The 17,185-nt window shown below is 34.4% G+C and carries 19 protein-coding genes; 12 read left to right on the top strand and 7 right to left on the bottom strand.

Annotation, left to right across the window (positions count from 1 at the left end; translation table 11 throughout):
• Positions 1 to 36 precede the first annotated feature (36 nt).
• The 9 genes from BSF42_RS14370 (at position 37) to BSF42_RS14330 (ending at position 9,996) form a co-directional block, all read left to right on the top strand.
• A complete protein-coding gene (locus tag BSF42_RS14370) occupies positions 37 to 1,638 on the top strand; it encodes an arylsulfatase (protein WP_095953810.1) in 1,602 nt (533 codons plus the stop codon).
• A gap of 106 nt (positions 1,639 to 1,744) precedes the next feature.
• Positions 1,745 to 2,566: a hypothetical protein gene (locus BSF42_RS14365; protein WP_095953769.1), complete on the top strand. Its 822-nt coding sequence runs from the start codon at positions 1,745 to 1,747 to the stop codon at positions 2,564 to 2,566.
• Positions 2,567 to 2,658: 92 nt separating this feature from the next.
• On the top strand, positions 2,659 to 4,056 hold the full coding sequence (locus BSF42_RS14360) for a DUF2252 domain-containing protein (protein ID WP_095953768.1): 1,398 nt from the start codon (positions 2,659 to 2,661) through the stop codon (positions 4,054 to 4,056).
• Positions 4,057 to 4,082: 26 nt separating this feature from the next.
• Positions 4,083 to 4,823: a DUF2092 domain-containing protein gene (locus tag BSF42_RS14355; RefSeq protein WP_095953767.1), complete on the top strand. Its 741-nt coding sequence runs from the start codon at positions 4,083 to 4,085 to the stop codon at positions 4,821 to 4,823.
• A 20-nt stretch (positions 4,824 to 4,843) separates the two neighbouring features.
• Positions 4,844 to 5,623, top strand: coding sequence for a DUF6515 family protein (locus BSF42_RS14350; protein WP_095953766.1), 780 nt, complete (start codon positions 4,844 to 4,846; stop codon positions 5,621 to 5,623).
• Between the two features lie 233 nt (positions 5,624 to 5,856).
• On the top strand, positions 5,857 to 6,435 hold the full coding sequence (locus BSF42_RS14345) for a DUF4136 domain-containing protein (RefSeq protein WP_095953765.1): 579 nt from the start codon (positions 5,857 to 5,859) through the stop codon (positions 6,433 to 6,435).
• A 136-nt stretch (positions 6,436 to 6,571) separates the two neighbouring features.
• Entirely contained in the window at positions 6,572 to 7,747 is a 1,176-nt protein-coding gene (locus BSF42_RS14340; RefSeq protein ID WP_095953764.1) for an AraC family transcriptional regulator, read from the top strand.
• 67 nt (positions 7,748 to 7,814) lie between these two features.
• The gene (locus BSF42_RS14335; protein ID WP_095953763.1) at positions 7,815 to 8,780 is read left to right on the top strand and encodes a transporter; all 966 of its coding nucleotides are present in this window, start codon (positions 7,815 to 7,817) and stop codon (positions 8,778 to 8,780) included.
• A gap of 55 nt (positions 8,781 to 8,835) precedes the next feature.
• A complete protein-coding gene (locus BSF42_RS14330; protein ID WP_095953762.1) occupies positions 8,836 to 9,996 on the top strand; it encodes a BamA/TamA family outer membrane protein in 1,161 nt (386 codons plus the stop codon).
• 166 nt (positions 9,997 to 10,162) lie between these two features.
• Here the strand turns inward: BSF42_RS14330 and BSF42_RS14325 are convergent, their stop codons facing one another.
• Both BSF42_RS14325 and BSF42_RS14320 read right to left on the bottom strand, forming a co-directional pair.
• Positions 10,163 to 11,023: a CPBP family intramembrane glutamic endopeptidase gene (locus BSF42_RS14325; RefSeq protein ID WP_095953761.1), complete on the bottom strand. Its 861-nt coding sequence runs from the start codon at positions 11,021 to 11,023 to the stop codon at positions 10,163 to 10,165.
• Positions 11,024 to 11,099: 76 nt separating this feature from the next.
• Positions 11,100 to 11,897 carry an AraC family transcriptional regulator gene (locus tag BSF42_RS14320; protein ID WP_095953760.1) on the bottom strand — a complete coding sequence of 266 codons (798 nt, stop codon included), beginning with the start codon at positions 11,895 to 11,897 and terminating at the stop codon, positions 11,100 to 11,102.
• A gap of 233 nt (positions 11,898 to 12,130) precedes the next feature.
• Here BSF42_RS14320 and BSF42_RS14315 point away from each other — a divergent pair, with 233 nt between their 5' ends.
• On the top strand, positions 12,131 to 13,327 hold the full coding sequence (locus BSF42_RS14315) for an aminopeptidase C (RefSeq protein ID WP_095953759.1): 1,197 nt from the start codon (positions 12,131 to 12,133) through the stop codon (positions 13,325 to 13,327).
• A gap of 98 nt (positions 13,328 to 13,425) precedes the next feature.
• Here the strand turns inward: BSF42_RS14315 and BSF42_RS14310 are convergent, their stop codons facing one another.
• The 3 genes from BSF42_RS14310 to BSF42_RS14300 all read right to left on the bottom strand — a co-directional run bounded on the left by BSF42_RS14310 (position 13,426) and on the right by BSF42_RS14300 (position 15,005).
• On the bottom strand, positions 13,426 to 13,863 hold the full coding sequence (locus BSF42_RS14310) for a hypothetical protein (protein WP_095953758.1): 438 nt from the start codon (positions 13,861 to 13,863) through the stop codon (positions 13,426 to 13,428).
• Position 13,864: 1 nt separating this feature from the next.
• On the bottom strand, positions 13,865 to 14,446 hold the full coding sequence (locus BSF42_RS14305; protein ID WP_095953757.1) for a Panacea domain-containing protein: 582 nt from the start codon (positions 14,444 to 14,446) through the stop codon (positions 13,865 to 13,867).
• A gap of 163 nt (positions 14,447 to 14,609) precedes the next feature.
• Complete coding sequence (locus BSF42_RS14300; protein WP_095953756.1) at positions 14,610 to 15,005, bottom strand: helix-turn-helix domain-containing protein; 396 nt, start codon at positions 15,003 to 15,005, stop codon at positions 14,610 to 14,612.
• 157 nt (positions 15,006 to 15,162) lie between these two features.
• On the opposite strand from BSF42_RS14300, the gene BSF42_RS14295 reads away from it, so the two are divergent.
• Complete coding sequence (locus BSF42_RS14295; RefSeq protein ID WP_095953755.1) at positions 15,163 to 15,438, top strand: hypothetical protein; 276 nt, start codon at positions 15,163 to 15,165, stop codon at positions 15,436 to 15,438.
• Between the two features lie 119 nt (positions 15,439 to 15,557).
• Positions 15,558 to 16,235: a hypothetical protein gene (locus tag BSF42_RS14290; protein ID WP_095953754.1), complete on the top strand. Its 678-nt coding sequence runs from the start codon at positions 15,558 to 15,560 to the stop codon at positions 16,233 to 16,235.
• A gap of 14 nt (positions 16,236 to 16,249) precedes the next feature.
• Here the strand turns inward: BSF42_RS14290 and BSF42_RS14285 are convergent, their stop codons facing one another.
• Positions 16,250 to 16,840 (bottom strand): zeta toxin family protein, encoded by a 591-nt coding sequence (locus tag BSF42_RS14285; protein ID WP_095953753.1) that lies wholly within the window; start codon positions 16,838 to 16,840, stop codon positions 16,250 to 16,252.
• On the bottom strand, positions 16,833 to 16,997 hold the full coding sequence (locus BSF42_RS22465; protein WP_172426694.1) for a hypothetical protein: 165 nt from the start codon (positions 16,995 to 16,997) through the stop codon (positions 16,833 to 16,835). Before BSF42_RS22465 ends, BSF42_RS14285 begins: the two co-directional genes overlap by 8 nt.
• Between the last annotated feature and the right edge of the window lie 188 nt (positions 16,998 to 17,185).

Here is a 17,185-nt window from a genome sequence, read left to right as displayed (position 1 = left end):
TATCCCATACGAACTATGAAAACAAATTTTAAACCAATGAAAACAGCCCGCTTTGCAAGAGTTCTTGGCGCACTGTTTTGCTTTTTAATAGCCAATGTTGGTTATACTCAAAAAAGCCCAAATATTATAATATTATTGTCAGATGATACCGGATGGGGAGATTTAGGTCCTTATGGCGGTGGAGAAGGCCGTGGTGCCGCAACCCCTAACATAGATAAGATGGCCAAAGAAGGTATGCAGTTTTGGTCTTTTTATGGACAGCCAAGCTGTACTCCAGGTAGAGCAGCCTTAATTACAGGAAGAATTCCAAATCGTAGCGGTATGACAACTGTTGCCTTTCCTGGAGATGGTGGAGGTTTACCAAAAGCCGAATGGACATTGGCTTCTATCTTAAAACGTAAAAACTACAACACCTTCTTTGCCGGAAAATGGCACCTTGGAGAAGAAGATTATTCGATGCCAATTGCACAAGGTTTTGATGTGATGAAAAACGTAACCTTATATCACTTAAATGCTTATACCTATACAGATCCAGAATGGAATGCAGATATGCCGGACGATATTAGAGCACAATGGGCAAAAGGAACAAAAGGAGCTCTTGAAGGAGAAGCTGGAAAACCATATAGAGAAGTCAAAAAAATAGATGGAAAAGTAATTCCGTTTTTGGATCAATACACGGAAGAAGAATCTATTAAATGGCTGAAAGAAAATGCAAAAAAAGACAAACCATTTTTTATGGAAATCTCTTTTGCAAAAAACCATCAGCCAAACTTGCCTCATCCTGATTTTGCGGGGAAATCTGCAGGAAAAAACAAATATGCCGACTGTATTGTAGAATTGGATACCAGAATTGGCCGTATTATGGATGAAGTTCGAAATCTTGGTATTGCCGAAAATACATTAATTATTTACACAGTAGATAATGGTACTTGGCAGGATGTTTATCCAGACTGCGGTTACACCCCTTTTAGAGGAACAAAAGGAACGGATCGTGAAGGCGGAAGCCGTATTCCGACATTGGCATGGTGGCCTGGAAAGATTAAACCTGGAACACAAAATCATGATATTTTAGGAACACTGGATTTCATGGCAACATTTGCAGCATTATCTGGTCAAGAATTACCAACTGTAGACAGAGACGGTAAGCCAACTATTTTTGATAGTTATGATATGTCGCCAGTTTTATTTGGAACAGGTAAATCAAAACGGACAATGTGGTTTTATTTTACAGAAGATGAATTATTGCCGGGAGCAATCAGAATTGGAAAATTCAAAGCAGTATTTAATTTACGAGGTGATGATGGCGCACATACAGGAGGTTTGGCGGTAGATTCTAATTTAGGTTGGAAAGGGGCGGCGAGTTATGTAGCAACTGTACCACAGATATTTGACTTATGGGCAGATCCGCAAGAGCGCTACGATTTATTCATGAACAACTTTACAGAGAAAACTTGGTTTTTGCCAACTGTTCAGAACATTATTGGAGAATTTGCCAAAACCTATGAAAAATATCCACCTCATGTAGTACAAAGTAATCTGTATCCTGGTCCAATTACTATTGATAATTATTTGAAACTTAGAGATGCACAAGAGAAATTAAAAGCCATATCAACTGCTAAAAGAAGCGGTGGAGGATGATAATAAAGCATTACGATAATATTTTGAATTGAAAAATGAAACAGCTTTTGCTAATTGGGAGCTGTTTCATTTGATTAAAAAGTGTTTTAATCCTTAAAAGAAAATTATGAAACGATCCCTTTCAATTTTAATCAAATCGCTGTTGGCTTTCCCTTTTTTTCTTTTAAGTATTGACGGATATGCTCAAGAAGAAAAAGCTGGAGCAAGTGCACAGGAACTGGCAGATAAATTAGCAAATCCTGTAGCAAGTTTAATAAGTGTGCCTTTACAGAATAATTTAACGTATGGAATTGGTCCGTACAATGGATCAAAATACCAAATAAATATTCAGCCGGTCATTCCTTTTAAATTAAGTGAAAATCTAAATTTAATTACACGATATATTCTTCCGGTTGTAGATCAGCAGGATGTTATTGCAGAAAACAGCCATGAATTTGGTTTAAGCGATGCAACCGTTACAGCATTTTTTGCCCCTAAAACAAAGGGAATTATTTTAGGAGTTGGTCCTGCTTTTTTAGTACCAACGGCCACAGAAAAATTCCTTGGAACAGAAAAATTTGGAGTCGGTCCAAGTGTTTTGGTTATGCATCAGGGAAAGGGACTTTCTATAGGATTCATTGCAAATCAGATATGGTCCGTAGCAGGAAACGAAAACAGAGCCGATTTCAATCAATTTTATACCCAGATATTTTTAACCCATAGTTACAAAAGTGGTGCAAGTTTAGGAATTACTTCAGAGATTACACAAAACTGGGAAGGAAATACGACACTAATTACCCTTAGTCCAAATGTTGGAGCCATTACAAAATTAGGTGGTCAAACGATGCAGTTTGCTGTTATGCCTTTAATACCAATTGTAGGTCATTCAGATATAAGACCAGATTGGGGATTGAGAGCGGTTGTGGCTTTTGTATTTCCAGGTTCTTAAATTTCTATATAATTAAAATAAATACCTCTGAGGTAAAAAATTTCTTAATTATTGATTTTGTCAGATGTAGGGTAAAGTTAAAGAATGATTTCATGGCTGAAAAATTGGAAAATATCGAAATTTCATTTGATCCATTAGCATCAAAAGCAGAGCGTTACGATAAAGGTACAGCTATTAGAAAAAGTGTGCCGCGTTCTTCTCATGAGGAATATTCGCCTGCAGAAAATCGGGAAGATCCAATCGAAATTTTGATTAAAACCAGTCTTGGAAGAATAGAAAGTTTACTGCCCATTCGATACAGCAGAATGATGGAAAGTCCTTTTGCATTTTTTAGAGGAGCGGCGGCAATTATGGCTGCAGATTTAAAAACAACATCCAATACAGGAATAGATTTACAGCTTTGCGGTGATTGCCATTTAATGAATTTTGGAGGTTTTGCAACACCAGAACGCAAACTGGTTTTTGATATAAATGATTTTGATGAAACCTTTCAAGGTCCGTGGGAATGGGATTTAAAACGATTGGCAGCAAGTTTTGCCATTGCCGGAAAATGGAAAAAATTTTCTAATAAAAGTTGTAAAGAATTTGCCTGGCATGTTGCAGATAGCTATAAGAGACATATGCTGGAATACAGTAAATTATCGGCGCTGCAGATTTGGTACGCCGATATTGATCTGGCTGAACTTATTGAACTCGGACACGATAAAGAGCTAAAAGAATTTCATCACAAACGAATTAAAAAAGCAGTAGAATATACGGCGCACGAAAAAGAATTTGCAAAAATGACGTATCAAGACGGAGTTCGTGCCAAAATAAAAGATGAACCTCCACTAATCTATCATCCCACAGAAAGTGAAGAAAAAGAAATTTTAAAAGAAGCCGAGACCATTCATAAACGATATATGAAATCACTGTCTCACGATAAACAAATTTTGTTAAGCAGATATTCATTGCACGACGTTGCTATAAAGGTGGTAGGAGTAGGAAGTGTGGGAACACTCTGCGGAATTAGTTTATTAATGTCGGCTACAGGAGAACCTATTTTTTTACAATTTAAAGAAGCTAGGCAAAGCGTATTAGAACAGCATGTAAAAACTCAAAGCAGATACAGTCATCAAGGCGAACGAATTGTGATGGGACAAAAATTAATGCAGTCCGCTTCAGATATGTTTTTAGGATGGACAAATGATGACAAAGGCCGATTTTTTTACATCCGTCAGCTTCGAGATGCAAAAGTGAAACCCGTTCTGGAAATAATGAAAGAAACCAACATGGCAGATTATGCCAAAGCCTGCGGATGGGCGCTTGCAAGAGCACACGCACGTTCTGGAGATCCTTCGATATTGTCGGGATATATAGGAAACAGCGATGAATTTGCCCATGCTGTTTCAAAGTTTTCGATGTTGTATGCAGATCAAAACGAATCTGATTATCATAAAATGATCAAAGCTGTCAAAGAAGGCAGATTACCGATAGCCGCAGAAGTATAATTTTTATTAATTAAATAATTATAAGTATGAATAAGAAGTTTTTGTTTTTAATGGGCTTTGTAATGATGACCAGTATAATTAAAGCTCAAACCCAGCGAATTGATTCTTCGGCTGTTTATATTTTAAATAGAACGACAGAATCATTACAATACATAAAGTCATGTAGTTTCAAGGCGGTTTTAACCTACGACATTTTTAACGAAAGCCTCGGCTTAGTGAAACATGCTGTACACGAAAAAGTCTCAATTAAATTTCCAGATAAAATGAAAATTACTTCTACAGGAGATAAAGGAAACCGTAGCTTATTATACAATGGCAAGAACCTAACCTATTATTCTTTCGACAATAATACGTATGCCGTTACAGCAGCACCAAAATCGGTTATAGAGACTATTGACGAAGCCAGTAAAAAATTTGGAATAGAGTTTCCAGCAGCAGATTTCTTTTATGAAACATTATTAGAAGATTTAAAATCAGAGCAGGGAACTTTACTGTTTCTAGGGAAAACAATTATCGACGATAAAGAATGTTTTCACATTGCAGGAAAAGACAAAAACAAAAGTTTTCAATTCTGGATTGCAAACGACGATAATTATCTCCCAATGAAAATGGTAATTGTTTACACCAATGATCAAGACAAACCGCAATATGAAGCAGTTTATAAAGACTGGATCATCAATCCTGATTTTTCAGAATATATGTTTGAATTTTCGGCACCTCCAAAAGCCGCTAAAGTAAAATTACAGTCTAGAGAAGATAAAAAATAATCATTTATAAATTCTTTGTCATGAAATTAGAGATACTTAAAAATATAAAAACAGGAATTCTTGCAGTAGTATTTATACTAATGCTAATGCCGGAATCTGTTACCGCACAACGTTTTGGGCATTTTAGACCTCACGCTGTAATGCCTCGGCCTATGCCAATGCCGCATCCAGAACCAATGCCTCATCCAGCGCCAAGACCGATTCCTCCTGGACCTGGACCAAGGCCAATTCCGCCGGGACCAAGACCAATCCCTCCAGGACCGCGCCCAATACCGCCGCATCCATATCCGTATCCGAGACCATTGCCGCCGCCGCCTCCGTTTCATCCTTATCCGGTGCCGTTTCCATACATCTATCATCCATTTGTACCTTATTATTGGGGGCCAACTTGGTATCCTGTAGGGTTCTTTTTAACCACATTAACAACTGCTGCAATAGTTATTTCTGTAGAAAATAATAGCTACAATTATGATGACGGCGTGTATTATGTAAAAGACTCTAATGGTTACAAAGTAGTTCCTGCACCATTGGGAGCAGCCATTCCTGAATTGCCTAAAGGATATACGACAATTACAGTTTCTGGAGTAGAATACTATTATTATGGCGGAACTTATTATATAAAAGATACCTCAAAATATAAGGTCGTAACGCCGCCAGTTGGAGCAGTAGTTTCACACTTGCCAGAAGGTGCCGAAGAAAAAACCATCGACGGACAAAAATATATGATCTACAATAATGTCTATTATCAGCCAATTTCAAAAGATGGGCAAGACAGTTATGTAGTTGTACAAGGTAAATAATTTTGAAAATCTGCAGGGTAATTGAAGAAAAAAATATAGTAAGATTTTATTTATTTTTTTAATATTAATTAAATAAAATGATTTATCTTTGAGAATGAGCTAAGTAATTGCTAAATAGTTACTTATGCTATTTTAATAATTCTATATTCATTCTACGCCTTTCAATTCAAGATTTTTAAGATTTTAATACATTCGAGTTAAACTGATTTAATTAACAATTTAAATACTACAACATGAATATTAAAAGAACAAATCTTCGTATACTCCCAATATTATTTTTGGGATTAATTTACAGCTGCTCTCCAACTGTAAAAGTCACATCAGACTATGACCATTCTGCCAATTTCGGCGAATATAAAACTTTTGCGGTATACGATTTGAAAGCGCAGCAGGGTCAGGTTAATCAGTTAAATGTCGATCGTGTGACAAAAGCAATTCGAAATGAAATGCTTGCCAAAGGATTTACAGAATCTGACAATCCAGATTTAAAAGTAAATGCCGTTTCCATTTTAAAAAATAAAACTTCTGTTAGTGCCAATACGGACTTCTATGGATATGGGGGAATGTATCGCCCTTACGGATATTGGGGTGGCGGTGCCATGATGGGCGGTGCCAATACTACATTTAATACTTATGATTATGTAGATGGCTCGCTGGTAATTGATATTGTATCGACCAAAACACAAAAACTGGTTTGGCAGGGTATTGGGAATGCTGAAATTGACAGTAAACCAGATAATCCAGAGGAATTTATCAATGCTTCTATCAAAAAAATATTAGCTGGTTTTCCTCCGGGAGCAGAGCAAAAATAATCTAGAAATAGATCTAAAAAAAAAGCAAATGTGCTTGGTCTAATCAGCCAATAAGCACATTTGTTTCCTAAAATGAAAGTCCCCTCTTTCGAAATTCTTTTTTAAGAAGTCCAACAAACAAATTTAAACTTAAAAAATGATCGATATTTTACTCTCGCTATTCTTTTTTATAGCCGTAATTGCAGGTCTTGCTACTTCGATTAGGGTTATTTTTTCCAGAAAAAATTATTCAAAAAGTTTCTTTTTGGGACTGTTTTTATTGAGTCTTGCTGTGGTGAGTATTTATAATTTTTATCTATCGGCAAACATATTCAAAGAGTTTCCAGAATTATTTACAATTACAAAATCGTTTATCTTTTTAGCCGCTCCATGTTCTTTTTTGTATGTCCGAAATATTTTATCTCAGGGTAAAAAAATTAGAAAGTATGACTGGCTTCATTTTGTGCCTTTTGTTATTTATTTTACCCTTACACTTTTTGTATATATTGGAAGTTTTACAAACTTAAAAATTGTAGATTATATTGCTGTCAAAATCAAAAGTCCATTTTCTATTTTAACCTTGACGATTTGGCTTTCTTATGTCTTTTTTCAAACCATGTTGATTTTAAACTATGATCTGAAAAAATTTAAAGGAAACGAATTTCATCAAATTAAAGTTATCAATTGGATCAGGGTTTACAACCTTATGATTTTGTTTTTATTTTCAGCACTTTTTGTTCATCATTTTCTACAAGGAAAAATAGGTGTTGTAGATCTTTCCTGCTATTTCTTAATTTCTTCTGTTTTGTTTTTTACGGTTGGCTGGCTTTATTTCAAACCTCATATTTTTCACGACGAAGAGGAAACTTTCGATTTTGTCAGTGACATTAGTATTGCAGTAAAATCTAAAGAAATTAAAACCTCTCTGCCAATCGCGCACGAACTCACAATGGAGAAAAAAGAAGATTATCTATTAAAACTGGATTACGTTTTAAATGCTAATAAACTCTTTTTAAAGAAAGATTTCGTTATCCGAGACCTATCTGAAGAAACAGGAATATCTGTTCATCATTTATCCAATTTAATTAATTCTGAATTTGGACTTCATTTTCAGGATTATGTCAATCTCAAAAGAATTGAATATTTCAAAGACAAAATAAACGATCCAGAGTGGAAAGATTTATCGCTCGAAGGAATGGCTTGGGGCTCTGGTTTTAAATCCAGAACAACCTGCTTTAGAGCATTTATAAAACATACCGGAAAATCGCCGTCAGAATATTTTAAAACCATTAGAATAAATCCTGATCGTGCAAGTGCGTACTATTTTAAATAAAAAATTACTTCTAAATCAGTTATTAAAAGCTGCAGTAAAGTCTTGATTAATTTTAAAACGTTTCAGCATGAAAACAAAAATTAATACTTCAAAATCAATTAAATCAATTCTAGCAATAATGCTATTATTGGTTTCTTTTTATACCAATGCACAGTTAAAAGGCGGACATATTTTGGGCGCTATGGGACTTCAATCGGGAACTCAGGCTCCAGAAAATACTTTAAGTGTATATGTTCCAGGTTACATTTACACCGCATCTTCTCTGCGAAATAGTGATGGCGATAAAATGGGAAATCCAGATTTAACCATGTTTATAACCGGTGCTGGAGCATCTTACATAAGCGATTTTAAAATTTTAGGAGCCAATTATGGTGCGGCGATTTTAGTGGCTGGAGCATCCAATACCATTCAAGGAAGTTACGTCGATTCAAAGAGCGATTTTGCTTTTACAGATATGTATGTACAACCCATTCAGTTAGGATGGCATAATAAAAGAGCCGATTTTGTATTCAGCTACCAATTGTATCTTCCAACAGGAAAATATGAATTTGGAGGCAGTGAAAATAGTGGTTTAGGGATGTTTATGAATGAGATTTCGGCAGGAACCACTTTGTTCTTTAATGACAAAAAAACATTTCATTTTTCTGCATTAGCGGCTTATGAAATCAACGGAAAGAAAAAAGATACTGATATAAAAACGGGTGACATTTTAAGTATTGAAGGCGGTTTAGGAAAGACTTTTTATTGTATGAATGCAGAAAAAACAGCACCAAAAGGAATATTGAACGCAGGATTAATTTATTACCTGCAATACAAAGTCTCCGATGATAAAATTCCAGTTGGAACCCTGCTTTTGGAACCAGATAAAGATCACGTTGGCGGACTTGGCGCCGAGATTAATTATCTGCATATTGGCTGTATGACTTCGGCTGGTTTTAGATGGATTGGAGAAGTAAATGCCATAAACAGATTTCAAGGAAATACTTTCTTTATCACATTGGCACATGTTTTCAGCTTCAAGAAAAAGGAATAGATGAGATCGAAGAATATAAGGTGATTTTTAAATGTAAAACGATTTAGATTCTTATATGAAAAACAAAAAAACAACACAAAAAATTATCTTGTTCTCGCTTTGGTTTCTCTTGTCGTTTAATGTTATAAATGCACAAAAACCGCATATAAGTGTTAAAGATTCTCTCGACGGCGCATTCGATTTAAGCGATTACATTATTTATGCGCACGGCTTTATTGTTGTGCCAACCATAATTACAGAACCCGCTCTGGGAGGAATAGGAGGTGCAATCGTGCCCGTTTTCCTAAAAAAGCACGCACCTGTTGTAGATGAAAACGGAAAAAAACGGTTTATAAATCCAGATATAACTGGAGGAATCGGAATGTACACCGGAAACAAAAGCTGGATGGTAGGCGCTTTTCGTTCGGGAACACTTATTAAACCCAAAATATTATATCGTGTCATGGCAGGTTACGGCGATATGAATTTATCGTTTTATGCCAACAATCGTCCAAATCTGGCAGATGAGGAATTCAAACTCAATTTTAAGTCTACTATTTTTTATACCCAATGGCTCAAACAATTTAACAATCCAAAATGGAGCGCGGGACCTCAATTTCTTTTTTTAAATTCTAAAATAAACCTGCCCGATGTAAATCTCCCGCCGCCGTTTGTTGAGCCAAAAGATATTAAAAGTACAGTGAGCCAGCTTGGAGGAGCATTACAATTTGACGGACGCGACAATATATTTACACCAGATAAAGGAATCAGGCTTCAATCAGATTTCTTTTGGTCAGATAATATTTTGGGAAGTGATTATGATGCCTGGCGCGTCAATTTATCTGCAATAGGCTATTATCCATTAACTAAAAAATTAATTGGCGGGCTGAGGATTGAAGGGGAACAGGCGTTTGGGAACCCGCCTTTTTATTTAAGACCGGGAATCAATTTAAGAGGAATTCCTGCAGCAAGATATCAGGGAAAAACAAGTATTGTAACCGAAGCCGAATTACGCTGGGATGTCTACAGAAGGTGGAGTCTTATGGGATATGGCGGTCTTGCCAGCGCTTTTAACGATTGGGACAAAGCTTTTGCAAAACCTGTTGTCTACAGTTACGGAACGGGTTTTAGATATTTACTAGCTCGAAAATTCAAACTCAGAATGGGAGTCGATGTTGCCAGAGGTCCGGAAGATTGGGCTTATTATATTGTTTTTGGAAGTAATTGGCTGAGATAATTGTTAATTGTTGATTGTTGATTGTTGATTGTTGATTGTTGATTTTGAAAAGTAAAATTCCCGATAATTATTACCGGGAAATCAAACTTAAAATTTTATTTTTTAACACCACTAATTGTCAGGCTGAGCGAAGTCGAAGCCCTTTCCTTCCTGAGTGTTCTTTGCTTTATTTATTCCAATACGGTTTAACAATCTTATTTTCTTTGTTACTCAATACCAGTAATATTATCGTTCCTATAAGACAAATTACGCTTGCCTGAATGCTCCCTTCGGGACCAAATTCTCCTCCGGTAATTAATTCTGAGCCTTGTATTTTGGCTGTTAATAAACTAGGTGTTTTTTCATTTCCAGAAGTAATTGTTCCAAAAATACCCGATTGTGTAAAATTCCAAGCAAAATGCACTGCAATTGGAAACCATAAATTACGGCTGTAAATAAAAGCAGCACCCAATAAAAATCCTGCCAGCGTAATACATAAAGTCGAAAGAAAACTACTGTGAGGATTCACAAGATGCAAAGCTCCGAATATAACTCCAGAAATTAGCAGTGAAATATAACTTCCCAGTTTTTCTTCGATAATTCTAAATACAATACCGCGAACTAATATTTCTTCAATAATAGCAACAGTAAACATAATTGCCAGCGGAATCAAGATAAACGAAATTGGATTTACAGACACAACACTATAACTTCCGTTGAGGTAAATTACTAAAATGGTAAGTGATTGAAGAAGAAAACCAAATAAAACACCAGTACTAAGATTTTTCAAAATCCCTTTTGAAGCAAATTCTGTCACCGATCTTTTATCGTACTTTTTGAAGAAAACAATATAACTCAAAACAGCTGCAGTCGTAACAAAAAGTCCTTTTAAAAGATTTCTGTAATCTTTTTCCAGCGAAGTCAATGCCAGTAATTTTGCAGCAATTTGCTGTCCGATAATTACAACTGCCATAAAAGTAAGTAAGGCAAGAATAATTTTGGTTATAGGAGAATTAAAAGTTTTTTGTTTTAAAGTAAGCGTTTCCATTGGTTTGATTTATATGATTTGATGAAGCAAAAGTAATTGGCATCAAAATCAAAAAATAGAATGAAATTTGCCTTCTTTATAATTTTTGAAATTGTTTGGGTAAAAATCCAGTCTGGTTTTTAAAAGTTCGGATAAAGTGGCTTTGGTCGGCAAAACCGCATTGGAAACTAATTTCGGTCAAATTACTTTCTTGAGATTGTATCAGCGAAAGCGAACGGTTAACTTTAATTCTCCGCATGTATTCGCCCAAAGTACAGCCAAAATATTTCGGAAAATGCTTGGAGATGGTAATGGGATTTAAATTTAAAACCTGCGCCAAATCCTGTAAATTCGGGTTTTCGTTCCAGCAGTCATTTAATAATTCATTTAGACTTTTTACCCAAAACGGACTCTTTTCGTAGCGTTCCAAATAATTATTCGTTGCTGCCAGCTGCGAGAATAGCATTTTTATAGTATCGTTAGAAAAAGTATCAGCTGTCTGCGTTTCTTTAAAAATTTTCAAGATCAAAAATTTGGTAAACGTGCTGTTCTGAATCGATTTTTCGATTATTGCTTCATCAATTTGAAGTTCTTTTAAAAGTCCTTCTTCAATTTCAATATTAATATTTCGGGATGGAAAAAGCGTATCTTGGTTCAAATGCAATTCGTCGCTGTGATAAAATAACAAAGAACCAGAGCCGACCGTTTCCGTAGAATTCTTGCGTTTTTCGGTTGTGCCTCCTTTTAGAAAAAGTGTAATATGCGCATTATTATGCGAATGCCAGCCTTCGTAAACCTTATTTTGATACTCGGTTTCTACAACCGCAATTCCTTGATCGGTATTGAAGATGTTTTTGGTGTTGCCCAGATATTTTTCTTTTTCCAGTTCGTACATTTCGAGTTTGGTTTTCGCAATTTTCCGAAACCAAATTACCACTTATTTCATTAGAACTGCATTTTGATTCTAAACCGATTGTTAGTTTTGCATAATTTGTAATCTTATACACCTTAATTAAAAGATTGTGAAAAAATTAACCGCACAATAGCAACAAATTACAAAAAATTTAATTGTTTTGTAACAAATTAGAAACACTAGAGACTAATTTTGTTAAACCTTAAACATCAATTATGAATACATTTTCATTCAAATCAGTGTTTGCAGCATCAGTATTCTTGGCTGGAACAGCAGGCTGTTTTGCGCAGGACGTTTTAGTAAACTCACTTAAACTAAACGCGAGCGACAAAAGTAAAGAGAACTTCAAATTTACAGAAGTAATTAACTTAGGAACAACATCAGTAAAAACTCAAGGTTCATCTGGAACTTGCTGGAGTTACTCAACAAATTCATTCTTAGAGTCAGAAATGATTCGTTTAGGAAAACAGCCGGTTGAGTTATCTCAAATTTATTCTGCAAGAAATGTATATGTTGAGAAAGGGATTAACTACGTTCGTATGCACGGAGCAATTACACTTGGAGACGGAGGAGCTTTGCACGATGTAATTAACATGTATAAAAAATACGGAACTGTACCAAGAGAAGTTTACACAGGACTAAACTACGGAACAGATAAAAATAAATTTGGCGAAATGGCCGCTCTTATCGAAGGAGTTTTGACAGCAGTTGTTAAAAATCCAAACGGAGAATTGACACCAAACTGGCAAAAAGCGTATGCAGCAGTTATTGATTCTTATCTAGGAAAAGCACCAGAAAACTTTACTTACAAAGGAAAAAACTATACACCGCAATCTTTCGCTAAAGAAGTAGTAGGAATTAATCCAGATGAGTATGTAGAATTATCATCTTTTACAAATACGCCATACTACCAAAAAACGACGATGATGGTGCCAGACAACTGGTCATTGGATCAAGTTTACAACGTAAAAGTAAACGATATGACAGATGTTATCGACAATGCTTTGAAAAAAGGATATACTGTAGCTTGGGCAACAGATGTTAGCGAGAAAAGTTTCAGCTGGAAAAATGGTGTAGCTTACGTTCCAAGCAAAAAATTCGATGATATGACTGCAGAAGAAAAAGCAGACATGTTTAACGGACCAAAAGCAGAACCAGAAATTACTCCAGAAATGCGTCAGGCTGCGTTTGACAACTACGCTACAACAGACGACCACGGAATGCACATTATTGGTTTAGCAAAAGATCAAACTGGTAAAGAATACTATATCGTAAAAAATTCTTGGGGAGAAACAAACGACTACAAAGGTTTCTTGTTTGTAACTAAGAACTTCGTAAAATATAAAACTACAGCATTATTAGTAAACAAAGGAGGAATTCCAACTGAGATTGCTAAGAAATTAGGGGTTTAATTGCTCTGATTTTTAAATAAAATAGGAAAGCGCCGTGATTATTGGGATTACGGCGCTTTTTTTATGCTTTTGTACTAATTTAGATCTTGTTTAAGAATCTATAGTAATTTTTTTAGTCTTCTTTTAACTGATGGTGAATTTTTAAAACACTCTATTATGTTTTCAAGTTCAGTTTGATCTAAAACGCCTTTAATTTCATAATGAAAATCTGGAATAGGATAAGTTTGAAAGAATAAAGTTTTGTCAATTTCTTTTAACCAGCATCCATGTAAATAAGTATCTTTTGAAAAAGAAAAACTATTGTTCGAATCTAAGATATAATTAGCTTTAAAACAATATGTGGTTTGTTGGGCATCTATTAAATCTATACAACCATGATTTATTGTTGTATCTGATGGGAAGTATTGAATGCTCGATGGCAATGAAACTATCAATTGTACACTATCTACTTCTTTTAACAGTAAAAAGAATTTATTTTTTGAATCACCATTTTCGAAAACATAATTAGGAATATGTAATAAAGTCCCGTCCTTCATATTAACGAATTCTAAATCCGCTTAAACTTGATTCAAGCTTTTTATGATGATTATAAATGGAAAGCTTAAGAGGTTCGTTTTTTAAAATTTCCTCAAAATTCAATTCCACATTCGAGCTGTTTTTTACACCCATCTCAAATTTTTCAATAAGATTGTGACGAGATGCTGTGTTGTACCATAAAGAATCTTTTTTATGCGTAAAATTAATTAAAACATAAGCAGGTTGATTCTTTACTGTTTGTGTTAATTTTTCTAAAAGATCTAATTCATTATCTGAAAATTCATCATCGTTAAATGCTTTTTTAGATTTGATGTATCTTTTATTTTCTAAAGTATTTATTTCTATATAATCTTTTAGAATTATCGGATCGTCTGATAGGTCAACAAATATTTCTTGAGATACAGGCCCTAATTGCCAAACTTCATATTTTAAATTTAGAAAAGGTAATCCAAACTCTTTAATAGAAAATTCATCCAACAAATAGAGAATCTTTAAAAGTTTAGTTTTAGACAAATCATCAATTTTATCTGCTAGATAAATGATTGTATTTCCAATTTTTTCTATGTCGTTTTTAAAATGCATATTTAAGTTGTAACATGCTGTTTTTTTTACATGTTAAATTAAGATTTGTAGTGACAAATTTACGGCTTTTATTTTATAAAGGCAATAATCATTACTTTTTGTAGGTTAAAGATTGCGCTTTGTTGATAAAAAAACATTTTTGAGAAAATAAGAAAAAACAATACTACTTCCCTTTCAACAACTTCTCCAAATACGCCACTTTATCTTTTTCAGCCTGAACCAAACGCTCATAAAGTTCCACGACTTTATCAAGCGGGTTGAAAGAGCAATTATGATTTACCGTCGGTCCACTATGAACAACTGAGCCTTCGTAATTATTTTGGATATTATTTAAAATCGCTTCTTCAGAAAAATTCTTAATTCCTTCCACAGACACACCTAAAGCTTCGGCAATTGCCTTCAGCTTTTCTTCGTCGATTGTTTCGCTGTTTTCAATAGCAGAAATCGTTTGTTGGTTGGTGCCTAAAGCCTGTGCCAATGCTTCCTGTTTCATATCACGAAGTTCACGAATACGGCTTATTTTTCGCCCTATATGATTTGGTTTTGTTAGTGTGCTCATAAGTCAAAGATATTTAAAATTCCTGATAAAATTATTTGTGCTGTAAAATACAAACGGCTTTTGTATAATACAAATTATTGGGTTTTGCTACAATAGAATCTATTGTTTAATTCGTAGAAACAAAAATACAATTTTTCGTACATTAAAACTAAACACCATGAAAATAGAAAACAAAACCACGACAGATCAAAAGGTAATGGAATCTGTATCTCAATTCCTTTCGGATATTTGTTTCGAGGGAGAATTTAAAAATCATCCCGAATATCTAACAGAAATTTTTGAGTACATTCTTGAAACCGAAATCGGTAATAATCTCGATTTACGAACCAAAATGCTGAGTTGTATTAAAATGAGTATGAAGCTCGCCAAAACCCTCGAACCATTTTCGGACAACGAAATTAAGGATGCTTTTTCCGTAATCAGGAACGCTTAAGATAAAAGGGGTAATTAAACGTTTTTTCCAGTTGTTTGCAGAGATTTTAAACCTTAACCGTCTGAATAGTATATATTTAATAAAATTTTAAGATAAACCAATAATTTTATTGAATTATTATGAAAAACGGCAAATCGCTTTTATGTGCATTTTTAATATTATGTTCTTTCGTTTGTTTTGCGCAGCGCATGGCAAGTCTTTCTGCTTCGACATCTGGAACTACGGTGCTTTTGACAGACAAACTTTCTTCTGACAGCGATTATGTGATAAAATCATATTATGTAGAAGAAAGAATTAATAAACTTTTTGGAGGCAGAATTACCACTTATGAGGTTACAAAATTAGATATGGTTTACACGAACGATTTGGGACCAAATAATACCAGGACTATAATTCCGAGATATGTAAAGCGAAAACAAGAAGTAAAAGTAAGTTTAACACAGCCAGAGCTTTCTATGGAAAATATAACAGCATCTTCTGAACCAGTTATTGTTGAAGAAGCAGATCCTGCGGAGCCTGTAAAATATGTCAAAGTAGATATAGCAGGAACATATGAGAAAGTGCTTGAAAAAGGCTATAAATCACCAGAAATGCTTCAGAAAGTGGCAGACCGTCTTTACTTCGACGGAAACCTTAATACCGCGGCGGGCTATTATGAGAAATTGTTTGATTTGGTGAAAGACCCAGATGTTATTTATTACTACAGATACGCGCAGTCTTTAAAAGCAATCAATCAAATAGAAAAAGCCGATATTTTAATGAAAAGATTTAAAAGTGAGACTTTGGTTGCGAAGTAGATTAAAAATTTTCTTTAAATTATACTTGGAATTAAAATATTTAAATAATTTGGTATATGTGTTATGTGTAAAACCTTTCCTGACTCAATTGACAAAATATGAGATGGTTTTTCTGAATATCTAGAAGTGTCATATAAATCGACGTAATCAAAGTAGTTAAAAAAAGAATTTAAATTATTATATCCATCAAAATAACGTTTTTGTATTTCACTATCTGGAACAAAATGTCCTCCATTTTCTACGCGAATAGCAACTCTTTTTTTAGCTTCTTCAACTGAATCAAGGCATAAGAAAATCAAATGTAAATCATATCCATTTTTTTTAAATAATTCTGGCCAATGAAGAGGAGTGGAGTTGAAATTAGTTTCGTAACAAAAACTGCGCTTGTTGTCAATTGCTTTTTTAATCTGATTTTCCAGTTCATTAAAAGCCATTGAGTGAGCCATTCTGTCTCTTATATCTGAATCTATTAAAGAATTGTAAAATCTTAAAAATTCAATATCATAATCAAAAGGAATAAAGCTTTCAGGAGATAGGAGTTTGGAAAAGGTTGACTTTCCAGATCCATTACATCCTGCGATAACAACTAAAAGAGGTTTAGGCATTCTTAAACTGTGGGGCTATCGGCGGTTTTTTTTGATCTTTTCCTAAAGAAACATTTTTTTCATAGACAGCTATTTGTTTTTTAACAACAGGCATAGCTTTTTCCATTTGCTTTAAAGCAAACTGAATTCTTTCGGCAGTGTTTGAAATGTCTATCATAATGAAGCAAATTTACAAAAAATATAAACTCAAAATATAAACCAGTATTAAAACAAAATAAATACCACTCGAATTTGTATTTTCTCAGAAGTTTATCGATTATTTCTAGATCTTGTTTGTAATCTCGAGGGGCGAGAGATCACAATTGTTTGTCAGCAAAGATTGGTGATTTAGATTTTGGAGTTTTT

The sequence above is a fragment of the Flavobacterium sp. ACN6 genome, from assembly GCF_002304005.1.
Lineage (GTDB): Bacteria > Bacteroidota > Bacteroidia > Flavobacteriales > Flavobacteriaceae > Flavobacterium.
This window is presented reverse-complemented; position numbering and strand designations above follow the sequence as displayed.